Origin of the sequence: Pantoea sp. (assembly GCF_028283705.1) — a bacterium.
Taxonomy (GTDB): domain Bacteria; phylum Pseudomonadota; class Gammaproteobacteria; order Enterobacterales; family Enterobacteriaceae; genus Pantoea.
In genome coordinates, this window is record NZ_JAPWKD010000021.1 from 75433 (window position 1) to 95368 (window position 19936).

36 protein-coding genes are annotated in these 19936 nt (G+C 52.7%); 9 read left to right on the forward strand and 27 right to left on the reverse strand.

Annotated features, from left to right (window positions below; genetic code table 11):
• Positions 1-39: 39 nt before the first annotated feature.
• From ypdK to PW844_RS18905, 3 genes are all read right to left on the reverse strand, one after another.
• The gene (ypdK, locus tag PW844_RS18895) at positions 40-111 is read right to left on the reverse strand and encodes a membrane protein YpdK (protein ID WP_128178783.1); all 72 of its coding nucleotides are present in this window, start codon (positions 109-111) and stop codon (positions 40-42) included.
• Between the two features lie 201 nt (positions 112-312).
• The gene (locus tag PW844_RS18900) at positions 313-1341 is read right to left on the reverse strand and encodes an HlyD family secretion protein (RefSeq protein WP_299455185.1); all 1029 of its coding nucleotides are present in this window, start codon (positions 1339-1341) and stop codon (positions 313-315) included.
• A gap of 5 nt (positions 1342-1346) precedes the next feature.
• Positions 1347-2948, reverse strand: coding sequence for an MFS transporter (locus PW844_RS18905; RefSeq protein ID WP_299455187.1), 1602 nt, complete (start codon positions 2946-2948; stop codon positions 1347-1349).
• Positions 2949-3094: 146 nt separating this feature from the next.
• On the opposite strand from PW844_RS18905, the gene PW844_RS18910 reads away from it, so the two are divergent.
• The 3 genes from PW844_RS18910 to PW844_RS18920 are packed head-to-tail and all read left to right on the forward strand — an operon-like array spanning position 3095 to position 5153.
• On the forward strand, positions 3095-3880 hold the full coding sequence (locus PW844_RS18910) for an IclR family transcriptional regulator (RefSeq protein ID WP_299455189.1): 786 nt from the start codon (positions 3095-3097) through the stop codon (positions 3878-3880).
• Positions 3881-3886: 6 nt separating this feature from the next.
• Entirely contained in the window at positions 3887-4339 is a 453-nt protein-coding gene (locus PW844_RS18915; RefSeq protein WP_299455192.1) for a universal stress protein, read from the forward strand.
• Between the two features lie 10 nt (positions 4340-4349).
• A complete protein-coding gene (locus tag PW844_RS18920) occupies positions 4350-5153 on the forward strand; it encodes a hypothetical protein (RefSeq protein WP_299455195.1) in 804 nt (267 codons plus the stop codon).
• 58 nt (positions 5154-5211) lie between these two features.
• Here PW844_RS18920 and PW844_RS18925 read toward each other — a convergent pair whose 3' ends face one another.
• On the reverse strand, positions 5212-5334 hold the full coding sequence (locus PW844_RS18925) for a hypothetical protein (protein WP_299455197.1): 123 nt from the start codon (positions 5332-5334) through the stop codon (positions 5212-5214).
• Positions 5335-5404: 70 nt separating this feature from the next.
• Here PW844_RS18925 and PW844_RS18930 point away from each other — a divergent pair, with 70 nt between their 5' ends.
• The gene (locus PW844_RS18930; RefSeq protein ID WP_299455200.1) at positions 5405-5686 is read left to right on the forward strand and encodes a lipoprotein; all 282 of its coding nucleotides are present in this window, start codon (positions 5405-5407) and stop codon (positions 5684-5686) included.
• 66 nt (positions 5687-5752) lie between these two features.
• Here PW844_RS18930 and PW844_RS18935 read toward each other — a convergent pair whose 3' ends face one another.
• Positions 5753-5908, reverse strand: a complete 156-nt coding sequence (locus tag PW844_RS18935) for a hypothetical protein (RefSeq protein WP_299455202.1) — start codon at positions 5906-5908, stop codon at positions 5753-5755.
• A 285-nt stretch (positions 5909-6193) separates the two neighbouring features.
• Between PW844_RS18935 and PW844_RS18940 the strand changes: the two genes are divergently transcribed.
• The gene (locus PW844_RS18940) at positions 6194-7072 is read left to right on the forward strand and encodes an SMP-30/gluconolactonase/LRE family protein (RefSeq protein ID WP_299455204.1); all 879 of its coding nucleotides are present in this window, start codon (positions 6194-6196) and stop codon (positions 7070-7072) included.
• Positions 7073-7114: 42 nt separating this feature from the next.
• Here PW844_RS18940 and PW844_RS18945 read toward each other — a convergent pair whose 3' ends face one another.
• Positions 7115-8332 (reverse strand): MFS transporter, encoded by a 1218-nt coding sequence (locus PW844_RS18945; protein WP_299455207.1) that lies wholly within the window; start codon positions 8330-8332, stop codon positions 7115-7117.
• A 269-nt stretch (positions 8333-8601) separates the two neighbouring features.
• Between PW844_RS18945 and PW844_RS18950 the strand changes: the two genes are divergently transcribed.
• Complete coding sequence (locus tag PW844_RS18950; RefSeq protein ID WP_299455210.1) at positions 8602-8841, forward strand: hypothetical protein; 240 nt, start codon at positions 8602-8604, stop codon at positions 8839-8841.
• Positions 8842-8879: 38 nt separating this feature from the next.
• Here the strand turns inward: PW844_RS18950 and PW844_RS18955 are convergent, their stop codons facing one another.
• Positions 8880-9779 (reverse strand): EamA family transporter, encoded by a 900-nt coding sequence (locus PW844_RS18955; protein ID WP_299455212.1) that lies wholly within the window; start codon positions 9777-9779, stop codon positions 8880-8882.
• Positions 9780-9959: 180 nt separating this feature from the next.
• Here PW844_RS18955 and PW844_RS18960 point away from each other — a divergent pair, with 180 nt between their 5' ends.
• Together PW844_RS18960 and PW844_RS18965 are read left to right on the forward strand one after the other, a co-directional pair.
• Positions 9960-10829, forward strand: a complete 870-nt coding sequence (locus PW844_RS18960) for a helix-turn-helix domain-containing protein (protein WP_299455214.1) — start codon at positions 9960-9962, stop codon at positions 10827-10829.
• A 201-nt stretch (positions 10830-11030) separates the two neighbouring features.
• Positions 11031-11219: a hypothetical protein gene (locus PW844_RS18965; protein WP_084876187.1), complete on the forward strand. Its 189-nt coding sequence runs from the start codon at positions 11031-11033 to the stop codon at positions 11217-11219.
• A 281-nt stretch (positions 11220-11500) separates the two neighbouring features.
• On the opposite strand, the gene PW844_RS18970 is transcribed toward PW844_RS18965, so the two are convergent.
• The 20 genes from PW844_RS18970 to PW844_RS19065 form a co-directional block, all read right to left on the reverse strand.
• Positions 11501-11692: a hypothetical protein gene (locus PW844_RS18970; protein ID WP_299455217.1), complete on the reverse strand. Its 192-nt coding sequence runs from the start codon at positions 11690-11692 to the stop codon at positions 11501-11503.
• A gap of 124 nt (positions 11693-11816) precedes the next feature.
• Positions 11817-12116 (reverse strand): hypothetical protein, encoded by a 300-nt coding sequence (locus PW844_RS18975; RefSeq protein WP_299455220.1) that lies wholly within the window; start codon positions 12114-12116, stop codon positions 11817-11819.
• A gap of 44 nt (positions 12117-12160) precedes the next feature.
• Positions 12161-12331 carry a hypothetical protein gene (locus tag PW844_RS18980; RefSeq protein ID WP_299455223.1) on the reverse strand — a complete coding sequence of 57 codons (171 nt, stop codon included), beginning with the start codon at positions 12329-12331 and terminating at the stop codon, positions 12161-12163.
• On the reverse strand, positions 12332-12544 hold the full coding sequence (locus tag PW844_RS18985; RefSeq protein WP_299455226.1) for a hypothetical protein: 213 nt from the start codon (positions 12542-12544) through the stop codon (positions 12332-12334).
• On the reverse strand, positions 12541-12810 hold the full coding sequence (locus PW844_RS18990) for a DUF5405 family protein (protein ID WP_299455228.1): 270 nt from the start codon (positions 12808-12810) through the stop codon (positions 12541-12543). Before PW844_RS18990 ends, PW844_RS18985 begins: the two co-directional genes overlap by 4 nt.
• Positions 12811-12877: 67 nt before the next feature.
• A complete protein-coding gene (locus PW844_RS18995) occupies positions 12878-13165 on the reverse strand; it encodes a hypothetical protein (protein WP_299455230.1) in 288 nt (95 codons plus the stop codon).
• Entirely contained in the window at positions 13158-13763 is a 606-nt protein-coding gene (locus PW844_RS19000; protein ID WP_299455232.1) for a hypothetical protein, read from the reverse strand. The genes PW844_RS18995 and PW844_RS19000 overlap by 8 nt, the downstream gene beginning before the upstream one ends.
• Positions 13760-13960, reverse strand: a complete 201-nt coding sequence (locus PW844_RS19005; RefSeq protein WP_299455234.1) for a hypothetical protein — start codon at positions 13958-13960, stop codon at positions 13760-13762. The genes PW844_RS19000 and PW844_RS19005 overlap by 4 nt, the downstream gene beginning before the upstream one ends.
• Positions 13961-14036: 76 nt before the next feature.
• A complete protein-coding gene (locus PW844_RS19010; protein ID WP_299455237.1) occupies positions 14037-14474 on the reverse strand; it encodes a hypothetical protein in 438 nt (145 codons plus the stop codon).
• Positions 14471-14650 carry a hypothetical protein gene (locus PW844_RS19015; protein ID WP_299455240.1) on the reverse strand — a complete coding sequence of 60 codons (180 nt, stop codon included), beginning with the start codon at positions 14648-14650 and terminating at the stop codon, positions 14471-14473. Before PW844_RS19015 ends, PW844_RS19010 begins: the two co-directional genes overlap by 4 nt.
• Entirely contained in the window at positions 14647-14928 is a 282-nt protein-coding gene (locus PW844_RS19020) for a hypothetical protein (protein WP_299455242.1), read from the reverse strand. Before PW844_RS19020 ends, PW844_RS19015 begins: the two co-directional genes overlap by 4 nt.
• A complete protein-coding gene (locus tag PW844_RS19025) occupies positions 14918-15328 on the reverse strand; it encodes a hypothetical protein (RefSeq protein ID WP_299455245.1) in 411 nt (136 codons plus the stop codon). Before PW844_RS19025 ends, PW844_RS19020 begins: the two co-directional genes overlap by 11 nt.
• 100 nt (positions 15329-15428) lie before the next feature.
• Positions 15429-15836 carry a hypothetical protein gene (locus tag PW844_RS19030; RefSeq protein WP_299455247.1) on the reverse strand — a complete coding sequence of 136 codons (408 nt, stop codon included), beginning with the start codon at positions 15834-15836 and terminating at the stop codon, positions 15429-15431.
• Positions 15837-15838: 2 nt separating this feature from the next.
• Positions 15839-16462 carry a lambda exonuclease family protein gene (locus PW844_RS19035; protein ID WP_299455250.1) on the reverse strand — a complete coding sequence of 208 codons (624 nt, stop codon included), beginning with the start codon at positions 16460-16462 and terminating at the stop codon, positions 15839-15841.
• Positions 16446-17186 (reverse strand): phage recombination protein Bet, encoded by a 741-nt coding sequence (gene bet, locus PW844_RS19040; RefSeq protein WP_299455251.1) that lies wholly within the window; start codon positions 17184-17186, stop codon positions 16446-16448. The genes PW844_RS19035 and bet overlap by 17 nt, the downstream gene beginning before the upstream one ends.
• A complete protein-coding gene (locus PW844_RS19045; RefSeq protein ID WP_299455253.1) occupies positions 17186-17527 on the reverse strand; it encodes a hypothetical protein in 342 nt (113 codons plus the stop codon). The genes bet and PW844_RS19045 overlap by 1 nt, the downstream gene beginning before the upstream one ends.
• Before the next feature lie 79 nt (positions 17528-17606).
• Positions 17607-17759, reverse strand: a complete 153-nt coding sequence (locus PW844_RS19050; RefSeq protein ID WP_367187767.1) for a protease FtsH-inhibitory lysogeny factor CIII — start codon at positions 17757-17759, stop codon at positions 17607-17609.
• 163 nt (positions 17760-17922) lie between these two features.
• Positions 17923-18111 carry a hypothetical protein gene (locus PW844_RS19055; RefSeq protein WP_299455256.1) on the reverse strand — a complete coding sequence of 63 codons (189 nt, stop codon included), beginning with the start codon at positions 18109-18111 and terminating at the stop codon, positions 17923-17925.
• 18 nt (positions 18112-18129) lie between these two features.
• Positions 18130-18375, reverse strand: a complete 246-nt coding sequence (locus PW844_RS19060; RefSeq protein ID WP_299455259.1) for a hypothetical protein — start codon at positions 18373-18375, stop codon at positions 18130-18132.
• 403 nt (positions 18376-18778) lie between these two features.
• Positions 18779-19645: a hypothetical protein gene (locus tag PW844_RS19065; RefSeq protein WP_299455262.1), complete on the reverse strand. Its 867-nt coding sequence runs from the start codon at positions 19643-19645 to the stop codon at positions 18779-18781.
• Between the two features lie 82 nt (positions 19646-19727).
• Between PW844_RS19065 and PW844_RS19070 the strand changes: the two genes are divergently transcribed.
• Positions 19728-19936, forward strand: a 209-nt coding sequence (locus PW844_RS19070; protein ID WP_299455265.1) for a hypothetical protein, incomplete at its 3' end; no start/stop codon positions are given.

A 19936-nucleotide genomic window follows, 5' to 3' on the forward strand; every position in this document is an offset into this window, starting at 1 on the left:
GGCGACAGATTTGTCGCCCTTTCTGACTTCCTGGTGGCTCTATAGCATCAGCACAAAGGTGCCGACCCAGATTAACAGGAAAAAAGAGATTCCCATCAAAGCGTATTTCACACAACAACTCCTCTGAGCGGTTACGACGATGGCGATCCCAGGCCAGCGTAACGCGACAGAATAAGAGAAAGGTGAAGTTCATAACCGCTGCACGCTTTTCTCTCAGGTCGTCCAGAGCAAACTCAGAACAGGATCGAACGCTAATTTACGCGTAATCTTTCCGAAAAGAAAGTGATCGGATCTGAGATATTTATCACGCTTTTACTGCACCTCAATTTGCGGGATCGCCGACATACCTACCCGTAATTGCGCCAGATCGGATTGGTTCGGATCCAGCACGATTTTTACCGGCAGACGCTGAATCACCTTAGTATAGTTGCCTGTCGCGTTATCCGGCGAAATGGCGGAAAAGGTCGCGCCTGTGGCCGGGGCGATGCTGTCAACGTGACCGGAAAACGTTTTGCCGGGCAGGGCATCCACCCGCACCGTTACCTTCTGACCCTGGCGAACATCTGTCAACTGAGTTTCCAGAAAATTGGCGGTGATATAGGTTTGCTGCAAGGGTACCACCGCCAGCAAACGGGTACCCGCCGTGACATAGGCCCCGAGACGGACCGAACGCTGTCCGACCATGCCATCAACCGGTGCGACAATCCGCGTGTAAGACAGGTTTAGCTGCGCCTGATCGACACTGGCCTGTGCTGCACTGACATCCGCTTCAGCCTGACGTAATGCCGCCTGCAGCACTCCCACCTCCTTGATCGATGCGGCGAGAGCCGCTTCGCTCTGGCGTACCGTGGCAGCGGCTGAACGCTGGGTTGACGTCGCTTTTTGCTGCTCGTCGGCCGCAATGGTGCCGCTTTTATACAGGCTGTCGTAACGTGCGGCACTCTGCCCGGCATACTGCGCAGAAGCCTGGCTGGCTGCCAACGTGGCTTTGGCCTGGTCGATGGTGGATTGCTGCTGATCCAGCTGTGCCTGGCTGCTCAGACGCTTGGCTTCGCTCACCTGTAGATTGGCTCTGGCGGTTTCCAGTGCGACGCGGTAATCACGATCGTCCAGCGTAGCCAGTAATTCCCCGGCTTTGACGCGCTGGTTATCCTGCACATTGACGCTGGCGATATAGCCGGAGACTTTCGGTGCCACCAGCGTGTAATCGGCATTGACGTAAGCATCATCGGTTTGATGATCGTTGCGGGTCATGGCCGACCAGACAAAAAAAGCCATCACCAGCAACAGCAGCAGTAAGGCGCTCAGCAGCACCGTTCTCTTCAAAGCAAAAGCACGCATATTATTTATCTCGACGTGTTTGTAACAGGTTGAATCAGGGTTTGTGGCGGCCAGACGCGTTTTGGCAGCCAGACGGTAAGCAGCAGCATCAGTGCGGCGAAACCGATCAGCATCAGATAGCTATCACTCAGGCTCAGCACCATCGCCTGATGCTTGAGCAGGCTGGCGAAACCACTCAGGTTTTCACTGCTGCTGGCGCTGCCATCGGGGAGGAGTGGAAAACTGCTGCTGGCCTGGGCGCTGGTTGGTGCGGTCATCAGCCAGGAACGACTGGCGGCATTACCCACCAGGATATTGGAATGAAACTGTTCGCGATGGCTGATAAACCACTCCACCAGCGTACTGGCAGCGACACTGGAGAACCCACGTACGGTGTTGAACATCGCCGAAGCAAACGGACCTTCCGGCGGGGCTACCACACTGGTGGCGCTCATCAGCACCGGCAAAATGACCATCGGTTGACCGAAAGCCTGCAAAATTTGTATCAGCCAGAAATTCTGTCGTCCCCAGTCGGTGGTGATCTGCATGCCCAGCAGGCAGGAGATGACCAGCAGTGCCACGCCAGCTGTCAACATCCAGCGGCAGTCAATCCAGCGGATATTCAGCAAGGCAGCAATCAATGGGGCGATCAGTAACTGCGGTAAACCCACCGTCAGCGCCAGCGGTGCGAATTGCAGGGTACGAAAACCTTCAATCTGGCCAAAGTACGCGGAGGGCAGGGCAGAGCCGGACAGCGACAGAATCAGTACTCCCGCCAGCGCCAGCAGACCGTGCGCCAGATTGCGACGCTGGAGCATCTGCAACTTAAAGATGGGCAGCGGGTGAAACCATTCATTAATAAAGAACACAATCAGCAATGCCGCTGCGCTGAATAATAGCGCGACGATTAACGGTGAGCTGAGCCAGTCCAGCCGTTCGCCTTGGGTCAGCGCCAGTACCAGCATGGCAATGCCGCTGCAACCGGTGAGCATGCCAAACAGATCCATCTGCTGGAAACGCTCGAAGCGCAGGGGATCCTGCGGCAGGCCCCAGCCGATCAGCAGCATGGCGACCAGCATGCTGGGGACAATCTGCCAGAACACAAACATCCAGCTGACATCATCGGTCCAGAAGGCAGCAAGGGTGGCAGCGAGATTGGGGCCGAAGGTGGCGGTCAGCGCATAAGCGCCGAGGCCGTAAAGTTTGATCGGCGGAGGTAAAAAACGCAGCGCTACCGTCATCAGTAACGGAGGCAGCGCGCCGCCGAATAATCCCTGAATGACGCGCAGGGTGATAAACAGCGTGGCATTGGGCAGCAGTGGTAACAGAAGGCCGGTAAGCATAAAGCCTGCTGACACCGTCAGCGCAAAACGACGTAACGAGAAGGTCACGGCAAACCAGGGGGCGATCATCATCGCGGCCACTTCGGCGGCCTGATAGGCGGAAATAATCCAGCTACCCTGATCGTAACTGATGCCGATGGCCGCACGAATATCCGCCAGCGCAATATCGGTGACACGATCGTTTAAACCGGAGGTGAGTGCGGCAATCAGTACCCCCACCAGACCGAGCGCAAGGCGCAGGGTAAAAGGATGAGGTGCCGGCGCCGCTGCAGGTTGGGCGTTCATAGCAGGAATCTCGTTATGTTGATGCAGTGTATTGCGATGTGATACAGCTCGCATATTACATCCCGGTATGTTGTATTGCAATGTGATACAGGGTGTAAAAGTGCGGTAATCGCGCTACAGTAGGCCAGGCCACAAAGGAACGAAATATGGTTGAACTCCCCTCCTGCCGTGAGGATGAAAAAGCGGGCGGCATTCAGGTCATTGCCCGCGCGGCAAAAATTTTAAATGCTTTGGGTGAGCATCCCGGTGGTATGAGCCTGGGGGAGATCGCTCAGGCGGTGGATTTGCCGCGCTCAACGGTGCAACGCATTATCGCCGCGCTGGATAACGCCCAACTGGTGCGCAGCAGCGGCGCAGGTGGCTTACGTCTCGGGCCCGCATTGCTGAAACTGATCTCCAGTGTGCACAGCGACGTGGTTGAAGTGGTACGTCCCTTCCTTGAACAACTTTCTGCTGCGACTAATGAAACCGTTTCGCTGGCGCGTGCCAGCGGGACGCAGTTGGCGATCGTCCATTATGTGGTGGCTTCGCGCGAACTGCGCGTGGTGCCTCGCATGGGACTGAACCTGCCGCTTTACAGCACCTCGGGCGGACGTGCCCTGCTGGCGCTGGAGAGCGATGATGATGTACGGGTTATTGTCGGTGAAGCGTATAAAGAGCTGACCGAAATGACGATAAAAACGTTGCCGCAATTGCTGGAGTTGATTGGTGAAGTCCGTAAAACCGGCTTCTCCTACGATCGTGGCGAGACGCTGGAAGGCATCTCCACCATGGCGGTGGCGATCGATACGTTATTTGGACGTTTTTCTATCTCACTACTGGTGCCGACAGCGCGTTTCCGTAAACATGAAGCCCGTTATTGTGAGGAAATCCTGAAGTGTAAAGAAGCGCTAACCCGCGAAATTGGCAAAATGACCGTTGTTGAAGGATAACCACAAATGAAAACCTTGCTGATGGCCATAGATAACTCCCCGGTGGCGGAAAAAGTGATCGCCCTTACCATTGATCAGGCGCTGGCTCACCAGGCGCAGGTCGTGGTGTTGTGCTGCGTCGATCCCGCTTATTCATCCTGCAACCAGCCGATCGAGATCGATGCCGGTGAAGATCCGGATGATTTTCTGGTGGCAAAGGATGAACAGAATACCGCGGAAATGGTGGTGCGCCACGCGCTTGCCCCCATACTGCGGGCTGGTGTGGCGGCCAAAGGGGTGATTCTGGCCGGTGAAGCAGCAGAAACCATTGTTGCGCAGTCGTCGGCGGTGCAGGCCAGCATGATCATCATGGGACGCCGGCATCTTTCGCCGTTTAACCGCCTGCTGAAAGGCTCGGTCAGTGCTGCCGTGATTGAACGTGCTAACTGCCCGGTTCTGATTGACGTTCGCAAGGATTAATAACCGCTCCATGCTCTCGCTTTTCCCTGTTACGCTGGCCGCCTTTGCGCTGCTGGCGGTGATTATTATTTTGCTGATACGTACCACCTCACTCCGTCTCTGGCAGGGGGTGGTGTTGTTCCTGTTACCGGTGTTGCTGGCGAATCTGCTGTGGTTTAGCTGGTTGCATCCGCGCCAGCAGCGACAGGCGCTGGCGGCTGAAGTTGCCAGCCAGCTCAGCCAGGCACCGGGGTATCGATTGCTGAAAACGCAGGAACCGGCGTTGTGGCAACTGCTGAACCATGAACTGTTGCACAAACGCCTGGCCGGGGTGCCGCCGGATGAAGCGCTGGGCGAAATGCGTGGCTGGCTGCTCGATCTGGTCAATCAGCGTCTGATGCGAGCCAGTGATGCAGCCATCATCAATTATATTTCCGTGTCGGTTGAGGAGATGAAGGCGCTGCAACAGCAGGATGCACAAACCTGTTTCCGCTTCCTCTATCCGCAGGTGATTGGCGGCATTAACTTGCAGCGCATGCTGTCACCGGCGCTGAATCAGCGTGATGCTCAGGCGCTGGATGAATTGTTGGCGCAGAGTACCGGTGATGATCAGGTCGTGGATAATCAGGTTGCGCAACGTGATTTGCAAAAAGTGGTGGAAACCCTGTACGGCAAATGGGGCGATCGCCTGCAGCAACTGAATATGCCAGCGGATACCACGGTGGATCGTTCAGCGATGTGTGCGATGTCGATTGACCTGTACAGCGGCATTCTGGCATTGCCTGCCAAACAAGCCGCCAATCTCCTGCGTAAAATGGTCAGCCTTACCGGATAGCGGGCAAAAAAAAGCCCGCTCAGCACGGGCATAAGGTCACAATCAGTCAGTCTCTTATTTATTCACCTGGTGTGGTGCCGACTTCGTTTTGTCTGAACACATCATGGCACTGCTGTGCTGATATGAATAACCGTTTGGTTTTATCAATTTGATTGGTAAAAGCTTGGTTTTGTGCAGACATTTCGCGCCTTAATCCTATGGAAAGGCGCTGCGCCGCCATTTACACTGCGGCATCGAATGAGGACATCATAATGAAAAAGTGGTTATTAGGCGCCATGGCGCTTTTAATGCTGACCGGCTGTAGTGTCAGCCAGCCAGGTGGATTTGAGCGTGTCGATGAAGATCCCAGTTCAAATACCGTTCAGTATCGCTACGATCCACAGAAATTTAATCGCGATGCCATGGAAATGGATTTGGCAGAATATTGCAGCAAGCGTGGATTTGATAAAGTGGAATCGTTACCGGCGGAAGATAGTCATATTCCAGGACTAAAGAAAGCCTGGTATCAATGTAATTACGCGGTAAAAAGCTAAAAAACAGGGCGGGGTATTTCCCCGCCCTTTTTCTTTTTTATTATTTGCTGTGTGTGCTTTGCCCAATCACCACCGGCCATAACCCGGTCCGCCGTGGTGCCAGCCGCCGTGTGGCGGTCCCCAGCCGGGTCCACGCCCATGCCCATGTCCGGGATCAATAATACAACCACTCAGCATGACTATAACGGCAACAACGGACGCGACTTTTATTAATTTTTTCATGGAGAGTCCTCCTCTTTTCCAATGAGGCCAGATTACAGCGGAAAAGTGGAGCCAGGATGCAGCTAATGTAGAGTTATTTCTGGATCTATTTCTGAATATTACAGAACAGTGGGGAAAGAGAGGGAGAGAAATATAAACCAATCGGAATACGCTGAATACAGCATGATAATAACGCGATTACTCCGAAAAGCAAGCCTGAATAATATCTGTTCTCAATTAACACACATCGTGCAGAACTGTGGGATACAAGCTAAAGTCAGGGCAATTTAAATTAAGGAGAACATCATGGCACGCGAAGTAAGAAATGTACTGGCATTGCAGGCGGAACTGGCTGAGTGCCCGCTATGGTCAACCCGGGAACAGGTGCTGTGGTGCGTCGATATTCTCGCCCCGGCGATTCACCGTTTCGATCCAGCCAGCGGTGAGTTGCGCAGCTTCCCACAACAGGAAGAGGTGGGATGTATCGGACTGCGCGAGCAGGGCGGTCTGATTGCCGCTTTGCGCAGTGGCGTCTGGCTGCTGGATGATGAAGGTAAACCGCAGCGTAAACTGGCGGATAATCCGGGAATCGCGGCCAAAAGCCGTTTTAACGATGGACGCGTGGATCCCTGGGGCAATTTCTGGTGCGGCAGCTTATGGGAACCCCAGGATAAAAACGGTGGCCTGTTGTGCCGCGTCACCCCCGATGGTGCGCTGCGGGTGATGGCGCAGGATGTCAAAATCTCTAACGGGCTGGCATTCTCGCCGGACCGTCAATGGATGTATCACAGCGATACGCCGAATGAGGTGCTGTATCGCTACCCGCTGGATGCACAGAGCGGAGAACCGGGGGCACGGCAGCGTTTCCGGCAGTTTGACGCCAAAGGGGGATTACCGGATGGCGCTGTGGTGGATAGCGCAGGCTATTACTGGTCAGCCCTGTTTGATGGGGGGCGCGTGGTGCGCATTGATCCGGTGACGGCAGAGATTGTTGATGAGATTGCTTTGCCGGTGCGCTGGCCGACCATGGTGGCATTTGGCGGTGCAGACCTGAAGACGCTGTACATCACCTCATCGCGTGAGCATCGCACTGCGGAGGAGCTGGCACGTTATCCACAATCCGGCGATGTTTTTGCGGTGGATGTGGGGGTAGGGGGGATTGCTGAGCCGTTATTCAAAGGTTAAGCAGCAGGATGCCGTGCCCGGGGCACGGCATCGGGAGAAAACTTAGCTGCGATGCAGCACCGGTTCCTGCACATCGTGGCGCTGTGGCAGGCGGATGCTGATGGAGAGGAACAGAGAAATCACCAGCAGGGTCATAATCAGGCTGAAAGTGATGGTAAAGCCACCAAATACCGATGCCACCAGTGAACCCAGCACGCTGCCGATACCAAAGCCAAGATAAATCAGGCCATAGTTTTTGGTCAGGTTATTCAGGCCGAAGAAATCGCTCACCAGTGACGGGAACACGGTGATGGTGCCGCCGAAGCTGAATGCCACACAGGCCAGAGAGATAAAGAAGGTGGATTCATTCATATGGGTGAACAGCAGGATGCTCATGCCCAGCAGTGAAACCACCTGTGCCAGCGAAATCACCCGAATGCGCGCCATTTTATCGGACAGCACACCCAGAACCAGGCGGCCACTCAGATTGGCGATGGCAATCACGGTCACGGCGTTGGCGGCGGTAGCGGTACTGAGATGTACCAGACCTTCGCCGATATCTTTTGCTACGCCAATCACATACAACCCACTCATGCAGGCAGTCAGGAACATCAGCGCCAGCATCCAGTATTGCGGTAAGCGTACGGACTGCGCCAGGGTGTAGTCTTTAGCCTGCTGAACGGAAGCATTGTTGCTCTGCTGCACCGGCGCATCACGCATCAGCAACGCACCAATCACAATCATCACCATCGCCATAACACCCCAGATGATAAAGGTGTTTTCCAGTCCCTGAGTGCTGAGTAACGCGCCGCAGATAAATTTAAAACCCAGGCTGCCTAAACCGTAGGCACCAATCGCACAGGCGGAAATCACCCCTTTGCGCTCCGGGAACCATTTCACACAGTTGGATAAGGTCATCAGATAACCCGCGCCATCGGCCAGACCGACCAGCACACCGGCACTGAGGTACAGCATCATCAGATTATCGGCATGGGCGGTTAACCAGAAGCCCAGCGCCATCAACACGCCAGCACCAATGGTGACATTGCGTACGCCAAAGCGTTCCTGCAATTTGCCCGCCAGTGATGACGCAATCGCCAGGCCCAGGCTCAGTAAACCAAAGGAGAAAGCCACCTGGCTGACAGGTGCATCGAGCTTATGCGCCAGCTGACCATTAAACAGGCTCCAGGTGTAGACCGAACCCAGCGCAAATTGGGTCAAAATGGTGCCGGCAAGGGTAAGCCAGCGGGTACGTTGATAACTCGGTGTTGTGCTTTTCATTTTTTCTCTCCCATCCGGGAATTCGGAAACTGAGGCGATGATAAGCCCCCCTCGCGTACGCGTGTGGGGAAAGGGCGTGAAAGGCTGTGAGGGCGGAATGAAATGCAGCGAAACGGGTATGAACGACATTGCAGGCACAGGCGTGATGTCATCGCATGTGAAGCTATTGCTCCGTGTGATGAAATGTAACCAGATTCGTCCGTAGCGACGCTTTAGCTGCAAAATGGTGAAGTTTTGCCAGGCTTAAAATTCACTTAACAGGAGGAAATATGAAAGACCGAGCATATGAATCCGCGTCCAGTGAGGATGAAGTTTGCTGCATCATCGGTCAGGCGGTGATCGAGTTAAGCGATGAGCATCAACCGGTGAATAAATCCACGCTGTCGTTGAAACTACTGGCAATGGCCGACCGCGACAGAGACGATGAACGCATACTGCTTTACTGGATCGCCAGAAAAGCGATCAATCAACCTCACCAGCTCAATATCGGCATGCAGGGCTGGCGCTAAGAGGACGAGAGAGCGGGCGCAATGCCCGCTCTCGTGTATTACGCCAGACGCAGGCGTTTTGCCGCAGGCCAGCGTACAAACATCACCATATTGCCCGCCAGAATCATCACCAGGCCAACAATCGCATTGCTATGCCATTGATAACCTTCATACAGGGTCGATAAGGTCAGTGCCACCAGTGGGAACAGCAAGGTACTGTAGGCTGCCTGACTGGCACCAATGCGACCCACCAGCGTGAAGTACGCGCCAAATCCCAGCACCGAGCCAAAAATCGCCAGATAACTCATCGCACCCAGCCATTGCAGATTGAACGCTGGTGCCAGCGAATCACCGTTCAGTACCGCGAGGACCGCCATGATCAGCGCGCCATACAACATGGCGTAACTGTTGGTGGTTAAGACATCACGCTGACGGCGCTGGTGGCGCGTCGAAATCATGTTGCCAAAGGAGAAACCCAGCGTGCCGAGGGCGCTTAACCCTACTCCCCATAATAATTGTGGTGCCGGATGCGCGGCGCGGATATCACCCCAGAACAGCGCAACAATACCACCCAATCCCAGGATGGCGGCGGGCAACAGGCGGAACGAGGGGCGTTGACGGAAGAAGATCCAGCTATTTAAGGCGTTATACAGCACCGCCATCGAGAAAATAACCGATTCCAGCCCGCTGCTGATCCAGGCTGCGGCATGATAGAAACAGACAAAATTGAAGCCAAACACGCAGCAACCCTGTAACAGGCAGAACAGATGATCCTGCGCATCCAGCTTTTTCAGGCGGCGAATCAGTTTCAGGATCACCAGCATCACCAGCGATGCCAGTAAAAAACGCCAGAACACCGCGACAAAGACCGGCGTGTTGGCCGCTTCCTGCTGTAAAAAAATGGCGATCCAGGTCGTCCCCCAAATCACCACCACCGCCAGATACAACATCAGGTTCATTTTGCCTACTCCACAACAAATTTGTGTTGAGTGTGCCGTGCTGATTCCCGGCTGGCTTGCATCCCCTTGCGAACGAATTGCAAAATCTTGCGCTTTTTCCTGTGGTGTCCCAATGTGGCCTGTTCTCTGTCCCGATGAATCCGTAAAATGCGGGTTATCAAATAAAGAGCGATCCTGACGATGCCCGACTACCAGACTTTTAACATGCTACAGCGACATAAAGCACAGCTGCGTGACAGCGTGCAGCTGAATAGTGGCATCAAGCTGGCGGCCTGGTTTAACAGTGGCGATCGCGTCACTAACCTCAGCGATCACCATACGCTCAGCCTGTACACCGCAGATGGCTACGATACCTGGCATAAAACGCAGCACGGCTGGCGCAACGGTGGTGGGCCGGATCGTTTTTGCCTGATGCCGTCCGGCACCGAATCGGTATGGGACATCCGCGCTGACCTGTCGTTTGTGCATCTTTATTGCACCGACCAGCATTTACGGCAGATGGCGGAACAGATTTGGGACCGCGACGCGGCTCGCCTGAATCTGCATGAGAAAGTGTTCTCTGATGACGATCGCATAACCCAGCTGTATCGTCATTTCCTGCTCAGCACCGATTGGCAACAACCCGCCAATCAACTGATGCTCAGCAGCGCATCAACCTTACTGATGACACACCTGTTGCAGCACTACAGTGATGTCCAGTGGCAGGCACCACAGGTGCGCGGTGGGCTGGCCCCGGTGGTGTTACGACGCATTCTGGCTTATATCGATGAACATCTGGATCAACCATTAACCCTGGCGCAGCTGGCGGGAGAGGCGGCATTGAGCGAGTTCCATTTCGCCCGCATGTTCCGTACCAGCGCAGGTATCGCCCCACATCAATATGTGATGCGTCGTCGTATGGATGAAGCACTGACACTGCTGAAGCATACCGCGCTGCCCCTCACGGACATTGCGCTGCGCTGTGGCTTTCACTCCTCCAGCCACTTCAGCAACCGCTTCCGTCAGTTGCATGGCGTGACGCCTTCGTTATGGCGGCAGCAGCAGGGGTGAGATCGTCTCGCGATGCCCTCCAGGAAGGAATTGACTCTGCAACGTGATGAAACGCGGGATTTGTTCTGCGAGTGTGTTGGCATTTCACGTTTTTGCTGCGTTTTTTTGGTGATTTTTCTGCGGATGTCGTTAGCATAGCAAACGATAACTCCAGGAATTATCACGGAATTTACAATGACAGCTAACATGAGGAGATCAAATATGGAGATACGAACGTCAAAGCAGGACGTGGATCTTGCCGCGATGAAAATTGATTTGGCGGTAATCAAGTCAAATTACATGACTCGTAGCGATCTTCATGAAGAAATTGGCAAACAAACAAAATGGCTGATGGCGAGTATGGTTACGACAGCCGGGCTTTCTCTGGCACTGGCGCGCTGGCTGTTTTGAATTTGGCTTTAAAAGGGCTGCAACCAGCCCTTTAATCACCTTCCCTGTAAGCCCCCATCCCTGATGTCATCAGATCTGCCGAAGAGCACAATTCACTTTTAACCACACATTTCGTTGGTGACGTAGATGTTATTCCGGTGGGATTAACAGCAAGGAAAGGCTGCTCATGGCGTTCCCTGCAAACACCGTGAATGAAGGATAACTTCATGATGATGCAGGGTAATATTTTGTTCGTTGAAATTTATGCCCGCAATTGTGCCCACAAAGGCTTTTTCCGGTGGTCATTTTGGTGAGGTGAAGGATTGCTTCCAGCATTTATAGTCGGCGTACTCCCATCGGGATGATCGGCCAAACTTTTTCGGTGGGGGAAGATTGCCCTTCTCAATTTGCTTGTAGAAGTAGCGATCGGTAAAGCCAGAATCGCGCATCATGAATTTCATGTCAATGAGCGAGTCGTCGCGCAGGTTATCCATATTTACTCCTGATGCAGGCATATAGTGACAAAGTTGAGATATCAGCTCCCCTGTCGCCATATGGTTACAACGCATATGGCAACGAGGATGATGAAGTCGAGGGTGAGGATTTGGCCGTGGGTCATTAATCCCACTCCAGAACAGAGGCGAAATATGCCCCTCGGCATGGGGTGTCTCGCGGATGGTTCCAGCGCGAGTAACCACCCTGACCGCCGATAGGCGATGACTTATACCAGGTCTGGTAATACCGTGCGCCTTTCCAGTCATCATGGTCGGGAGAAATCACACTCTGCTCGACAGCCGCTTGCAGCATTCGCTCGGCGGTGTAGTCTCCGCGCATTACAATGAATCTGGCCTCATCCGAGAACATCAGGTCAACAGCTCCATCGTGTTTTTGTTTCTTCTCGGGCTTAACTACGGACATAACAACTCCTCACGCATAGCGCGATAATTAAATGGGGTGGGGGATTATTTAGACTTGCGGGGCTTCATCTTCTGCCGACAGTCATTCCATACCTGTTCAGCAAACTTAATACGCTCAATGGACCAGCCATCCTTGCGTGTTACTTCCTTGCCTGCTTCCGTCCATGCGACACCATTGAGATATTCGGTAAAGGTTGGGTCGCGAACTTTAAGCATTTATGCCACCCTCCGATTCTTGTTGGCTCTCTCCAGTCGCTCATAATCTTGACAGCACCCTTCATCACAGAAGTTCGCTTTCGGAATCACCTCACCGCAGTAATAGCAGCGCCCGGTGAACTTCATTTCCGGCCGCTTACGATTAGCCAGGGCAACAGCAATCATCTGTTGTTCGCGCTCTGCTGCCTCATCAATCGGGTCTGCAAAATTCATGATGCTGTCTCCATAAATGCCTTTTCACACTGCAATGCCACGCGGTTAATGTGCTGCTCCATCGCATGTAATGACTGTACATCCGACAGCTGCACATCCAGATTAATCAGGCTGGATATTGCCTGGCTGAGTTTCGGGTAATAGCCGACAAGCGACAGATATTCGCTGCCAGCGTTCTTTCCCTCTTTGACGGTTTTCTTTTCCTGAACGATGTACTGATACTGGTCAGCGGTGAGGACGTATTTGTCACCGAGTTCTATGTACATGGTTATTTCTCCGAACTGTAGGCAATAAAAAACCGCGTTTCGCGGCTGGGTTAATCTGGCGGGGTGATTAATCTGTTGGTGGCTTGCGGTAGAGAAGTATGTCGCCATGCTCTGCTGCTTCCGGCCAATAAACGCGAGCATCATTACCATTGGCAAGGTAACTCAGTTCAGGCGGCTCTATGCAGCACACTGGCTCGCTAAACGCCACCCGTAGTGCCAGCAGCTCCTTTTCCGTGCGAATTAATCGCAAAGCTAACTCCTGCACCATGCTTGATTCTGCTCTGCGGAAAATCGCCATGAGTGCATCCTTGCCGAGCAAATCGTAGTCAGGCTCCAGCCTCTCATCGCTAATCATTGGGTACCCCCGGTGCTGTGGCGAGCGCGGCAATATAACGCGGCCTGGCAAATGACATCTCAAGCTCCCTCTGATTGTCACAGTGAGCATTGGGCCACATGTCCTGCGCCTGATACATTGCCTTCATCATTTCTGCTGTAGGCTCATCTGGCATTAGTCTCCAGCCTTTAGGGATTGCCTTCCCGGCGTCAGGAATATGATGAAGGTCAGGAGTCACTACGCCGAATAACGAAGCCAGTGCGCGATAATTCTGCTCACTGTGATAGCGACCTTTGCAGCGAACCAGTTTTTCGGCGGCGGCACGTATCTCTTCCAGTCCCTTAACGTACTCAGCTATGGCGAGGATAGCGGCAGGGTTGGCGGCTCTGAAATATTGCTCTGCTAATCCATGTTCCGGGCCAATTCCGTAAAACTGCACACCAAGCGGAACGGCGTCGATATTGCAATAATCATTCTCGGCGTCAACATGCCCTTCACCACAGCAAAGCGGACATTCAATATAGCCGTCCTCGTCTTTAACTGATTGCGCAGTATCAAGATTCAAAGCTGTGACTTTCCCGGCAAGTTCAACCAGCTCATTCAGTAGTTGCATTGTCATGATTTGTTTCCGCTCCAGTATTTATCAGCTGCTTCTGAATTCCTGACAAAGCCAAATACAACGGCCAGGAGGAATGCCATCCAAAAACCCAGATCCGAGCCGTTGTAATATTTCGCTATCAGAACACCGCACATCTCAGCAGAAAGAAACATGCTGAATTTTTTCCCATACCAGCTAAATGCATTGATCATCTTCATTTCAGTAGCCCCAACTTAGCGATGAGAAGCACGCAGACAATAAAGCCAATTGCCAGTGCAAGGCATTCTCTGGTTGTCATTGGTCATCTCCGACTACTGGAATGCCAGCTTCGCGGAGGAACTTCCGCACTGTTTCTTCTCGGTAGTATTTATAACCCCCATCAGCTTCATGGTCCGCGCCGGGCATCACCATAGGTTTAAACGACGGTACGGGTGGTGTGGTGTATTTAACGGCTTCTTCCAGCAATAACGCTTCCTGTTCTTCCTGGTACTCCCACATACCACGGCGGTCGCCATCAAAGTCTTTAGCATCCTCACGAACCTTTCTCACTCTCTCTGCCAGTTCTGCGAGTTTAGATGTGTCGGACTCCAGCGCAGCTCGCGCAACTTTCATAATTAAAATGTCCTGACTGTCTGCCATGCTTACCGGCGCAAGGTTAAGCAGCCGAAACCAGTAGTCAATACGTTCAATCAGCGCATCCCGCTGTGCCTGCGATTCGATAATCGGCATCATTTGGTTGGCTCCTTCTTGGCAAGGTAATCACAACGCGCCACAGCAAGATCCAAAGTTGCATAGTTACTGTCGCAAGTGGCATGAGTAATTCCTGACTTCATTACGTGAAAACTCGACTTGTGATTTAATACCCAATATTTTCCATTTTCGTAGGCAATATCTTTTTCGCGAATCATTTGGTTGGCTCCTCCGTCGGGTTATAGTCGTCGCCTTCGCGCCAGTCTATCGGGCGGATATCTTTTAACAGGCGGCTGTTAGTGATCCGCTGTCCTCCATCCATGCGATAAACATCAACGAAAATTCTGTGGTAGGTGGCGTCACCACCAAGGTGGGGCCAGATGTGGAAGCCTTCCACCGTATACTTTTCCCAGGTATCGCCGCTTGCCAGGTGGATTAAGACCTCGTCACCTTTTTCTGGCACCTGTTGACCATTCCAGATTCTTTTAGCGCCCATTACCTTCCTCCCCGACATGCTCACCGTTACGGAGTTGTGCAGCGAAATGAACAGCGAAGAACACGATAGACTTCCAACGCTTCCAGTCAGCTGAACCTTGCTTAAATACCTGAGCCATCTGACCAGCTTCAGATGCGAGAAGATCGACGCCTTCCGCCCGCACAGAGAGCAGGAATGCATCCGTAAGAGGGCATGGATTTTCACCATCAACATCGCGCTCAACAAATCCATTGATTGCCGAAACATATTCCAGGGGAATAAGCGCGTGCATCTGGTCATCGTGCGTGCATTCTTCATGGTAATGACGGATGTCATTCAGAAGGCCGAGCATCATCCCGCATTCGTGCGACATCGCATCCAGTTTACTTTCCAGCTCTGCAATTCTTTCGTGTAAGTCCATATCTCACCCCATACTCAATATTGATAATCCCCACCAGAACATCAGCAGAGAGGTTATTGCTGCTATGACTAACCACTGACGTTCGGTGTAGGGCATGGTGTTATTCCAGGCATCCGGGATTGAATCCGGCTTTGATTAATCGCGCCCGGCGCTTTGCGGCTGCTTCACATTCGAGGCGCTTCTCCTCGCCGGTATTTGCAAGTTGCTTCCAGCTGACAATCAGCGGGCTTCCTTTCTTCGGATTAACCCGTTTTGGCCTCCTTGCCAGCGAGTAGGTTTTGTCGATAAAGCGACCAACCTTTACCGGGTCAGTCGCATTTACCTGGAGGGTTTCACCATGCTTGCTGATAACGTCACGGATGTTTGAATTGAAATCACGGAGAGACATGTTGAAGATGATGCAGAGCTCACTGCCTGTTTTTGGACCTTTACTTAACTGGTAGGCCAGTTTTTCTTTGAAGCCACTGTTTGGGTGATTGTTTCGTCGGTACATGGCTATTTTGCGCATGGTTATGCAGCATCCTTAACCCTGTGGCGAATTCCCTCGATTTCCTTTTCGAGTTCAGCCAGGAACGATTTCAGCTCGCCCGTAATTTCCGCAACGAGCGTTTCATCAAGATGTATGCGAGTTTCGAAATAGGCCAGTTCAGGCGGTAACCGGTCGTCATAGCTGACGAAATCGCACCATTTCCTGCCTGTGCACATCATCTGTGCGTGCATTTGCAGAAGATAACGAAGCGGTGGCTTGCCTGATTTCAGCGTTTCCAGATGGGTCCAGGTGTTTGGGCATTTGATTTCAATAAGCCCGTCATCATTCACCAGGCCATCAGGGCTTGCGCCAAATCCTGATATCTCTGGATGGTTGACGAAACCAGTCTCAACCACTTGTGCATCAAACTGGTTGAGCACATACATCTCTCTTGCTACTGGCTCAAGCTCGGTTCCGCGTTGCATAGCCGCATTGGTAAATCCTTCCTGGCTCTTTCCTGTCAGCCTCTGACAGATAAGTTCGGCCATATAATTTTGCCTACTGGCTGAGTACCCTGACTTTGTTCGTGCCATGACATCAGCAAGGCGGCTGGCCGTGACCTTGCCACAGCGCGCCGCAAACCATTCATCAGTTCTCTGCTCCATTTGGCACCTCACTGAAATCCGCATCTATGGCGATGCTGTTTTTGATGCGTTCCTTCTCCGAGTTGCCGACAATCTGACGCTCTTCCTGTGTCAGCCCTTTCCATGTCTCGGCGAAAATCTCCATGCCTATCTCTGCCGCGGCTTCGCATTTGGCAATAAGCTCTGGCCTGCGCGCATCACTTTCTTTTCCAGCCGTAACGCTGGCTGGCGTGTTCTCAATAATTCGTTCAGCTTCGTCCTGGTCAAAAATACCGGCAAAGCCGAAAGCCATGCGGGCACACTGGATGAGCGATTTGTGGCGTAGCATTCGAGTTGGGTGTGACTGCCATGGCTGTGTATTACGTTTACACTCCGCCATGTACTCAGTAACAACCGTGGGATGATTTCGGTCCTTCCGGTAAATCTTGCAGGTAGAAGCTCCTTCTTCCTTGTCATAGGCGAATTCCATGCCGTCGAACTGAGGATGCTCATTGATGATGCGTGCCCATCCATCCACGCCAACTACTGGCACGATGCCACCCTTATCAGGGAAGGCGTAAATCTCTTTCGTCCATGGGTTCAGGCCAAACTGGTTAGCAACGATGAGCAGGGCGGTGAACTGTTCATCCGTTACATTGCCACCCTTGAATGCTGTATTTTTCAGCGTGTTCATAAGGTCAGTTCCCGGGTCCATTCCGAGACGTTCAGCCAGCTTTCCGGCCATTGTTGTTAATGCAGTTGTCATCACGCCACCTTATTAATCATAATGTTTACGCTGCGCCTGTTTTTGCCAGCCGTAATAAGTAGCTCGCGGAGTATTTCATCCATCTTGATATGCGCCTCATCGTCGCCATCCAGCATCTGTGCGACAGGTCCGCCGTACATCTGCTGAATCAGTGTCTGAGCCGCCATCATCAGCGGGTTGACGTGATGCCTGTCCATGTACTCATCAACCTCTCTGGCTACGTCCTGTAGCTCACTATCTGGCAGGGCATCAGCAATGCTCTGTACTTCCTTGCGGTCTTTTGCGTTCAGGTGGAATCTCATTGGTGCGCCCTCCGAAGAATCTGCATTGCCATAGCCCATTTGGCGGCGTTGCTGTACAGGACAGCCTCACGGGACAGTTCCTGTGCTTTTCTGAAATGACGGGTTAATCGATGTGATTTCATGGCTGCCCCGGCTGATTTAATGTGTCGATAATCGAGCGCCAGCCTTTCTTGAGGCTGGTACGGATGCGTTTAATTACGCGGTCGAGTTGTGACTCGTTTAACTGAGCAGCGCCCATGCTGACGCTGCCCGCGATGGAATAGCTCATCATGGGTAGTGCTCCTGAATTAGTTTTTCGGTGTTGGAAAAAAGAAGGGAGCCATTGCGGCTCCCGTAAAGGATGATTCGGTCTGGTTGTTTCTCAATGGTCGAGGGGTAACCTCTGGTCTGGTGACGAGCACCGTCATGGCCTGTAATCACAAGCCATTGCGCTGCTATTCAGCCGATCCTGTATACCCATGCTGAGCGGCAAAGTTATATGCCTCTTCAGCTGTATCGAAATATTCGTAATCAGCCCAGCCATCACGAATAAATTTGCAGCACCAGTGCGGTGGAATGCCATCTTCAGGCCCGTAATTCTGAAAGAAGACATCAACAACTAATTTTTCTACTTCACCTTCCATACATCCCCCTGTTAGTGGTTACTGGCCCAGCGCCTTATTGAGCACGCTTTTGCATTCGCCAATGTCTGATTCATTCAACACAAAGCCCTGCTCGTATTTTTCAACGACAAGTTTTAGTAAATCGAAAATCTCAGGTGCTGCCTGCATCAGATTGATGTCACTCCGGTGGATTGCAGTGTCATCGAATGTGAAATAAACACCTTCGTCATTAAAGCCAGCGCCAACCACACTCCACGGGCGCTTCATCTGCGGAATATCACTCATTCTTCCTCCAACTTACCGCACAAAAATAAACCCGCTCGGGGCGGGCTATGTTGTTTGAAGTTTTCGCCATCCTTTGGCAAAAATGATTAATCCCTTCTTTCTAAGTGCTTGCAATCGTCTATCCAGAACTCTCGCCGTTTCCACCCGGTCATGCTTAATGCACTCCTGATAAACATCACCGGTCCATATTTCACCAAACGTTTTCGGCTTATCACTGAGGGCTGATATTATTAACTCGTCAAGCCTCTCGTAATTATTTGCCATCTTTCACCTCTCTCTTAACCAATAAGCCCATATGCTGTGTAAATCGCCAAACTCCAGAACAATGCACAAAACGCAAATACTGATAACCAAGCTTGTTGTCTTGTCATGATTTATTCCTGGAAAGAAAAAAGGCTGCGGGTTAGGCAGCCATGTTTAACTTTTCTGTCAATTCAGCAACGCAATCACGGCCAGCCTGGATATAGCCTTTCGCTGCATCACCTGAATATTTGTCATCAACTGCGCTTTCGAACTCATCAATGGTGCCGAAGAAGCAACCGGCAGCGATGCGAAATTCACCTTTGGTCCAGACGGCGAAGATGGTGCGACCGCTGTAACCGCAGTTCTCGCGATACGCCACATTGCTGATGCGCTCGGGATCGAGATAAAGCGAATCGCAGGTGAATTTCTCCGGCAGGCTGGTGATGCCGGTGCCTTCCAGGTCGAGGTAGCCGCCGACGCTCAGGTTATCCGGCAGGCTGGTGATGCCGGTGCCTCGCAGGTCGAGGTAGCCGCCGACGCTCAGGTTATCCGGCAGGCTGGTGATGCCGGTGCCTTCCAGGTCGAGGTAGCCGCCGACGCTCAGGTTATCCGGCAGGTTGGTGATGCCGGTGCCTCGCAGGTCGAGGTAGCCGCCGACGCTCAGGTTATCCGGCAGGCTGGTGATGCCGGTGCCTCGCAGGTCGAGGTAGCCGCCGACGCTCAGGTTATCCGGCAGGCTGGTGATGCCGGTGCCTTCCAGGTCGAGGTAGCCGCCGACGCTCAGGTTATCCGGCAGGTTGGTGATGCCGGTGCCTCGCAGGTCGAGGTAGCCGCCGACGCTCAGGTTATCCGGCAGGCTGGTGATGCCGGTGCCTCGCAGGTCGAGGTAGCCGCCGACGCTCAGGTTATCCGGCAGGCTGGTGATGCCGGTGCCTTCCAGGTCGAGGTAGCCGCCGACGCTGATCGCGTCGCCATTAACGGTATATTGAACACCTTTCTTATCGAGGATTGCGATTAATTCTTTCATGTATAACCTCAGATTTTGGTAATAAAAAAGGCCGCCTAGGCAGCCTGTGATACGTATTCGCGAGCCTGTCGCCGGTTCTTCCATGCCAGTTGCAAATAGCATGGGCGGAGCACAGAGCAGTCACGGTATTTATGAGCCTGAGCGCGATACTCAATCACCGCTGCGCGGCACTCATATGCGTAGAATTCATTTCTGGACATCTTCACCTCAAATCAAAGGAATCGACTTGCCACGAACACGCTGCACCGCATGTATCTGGCGGCCAGCTTCGTTTGTGACTTTCTGGTATTT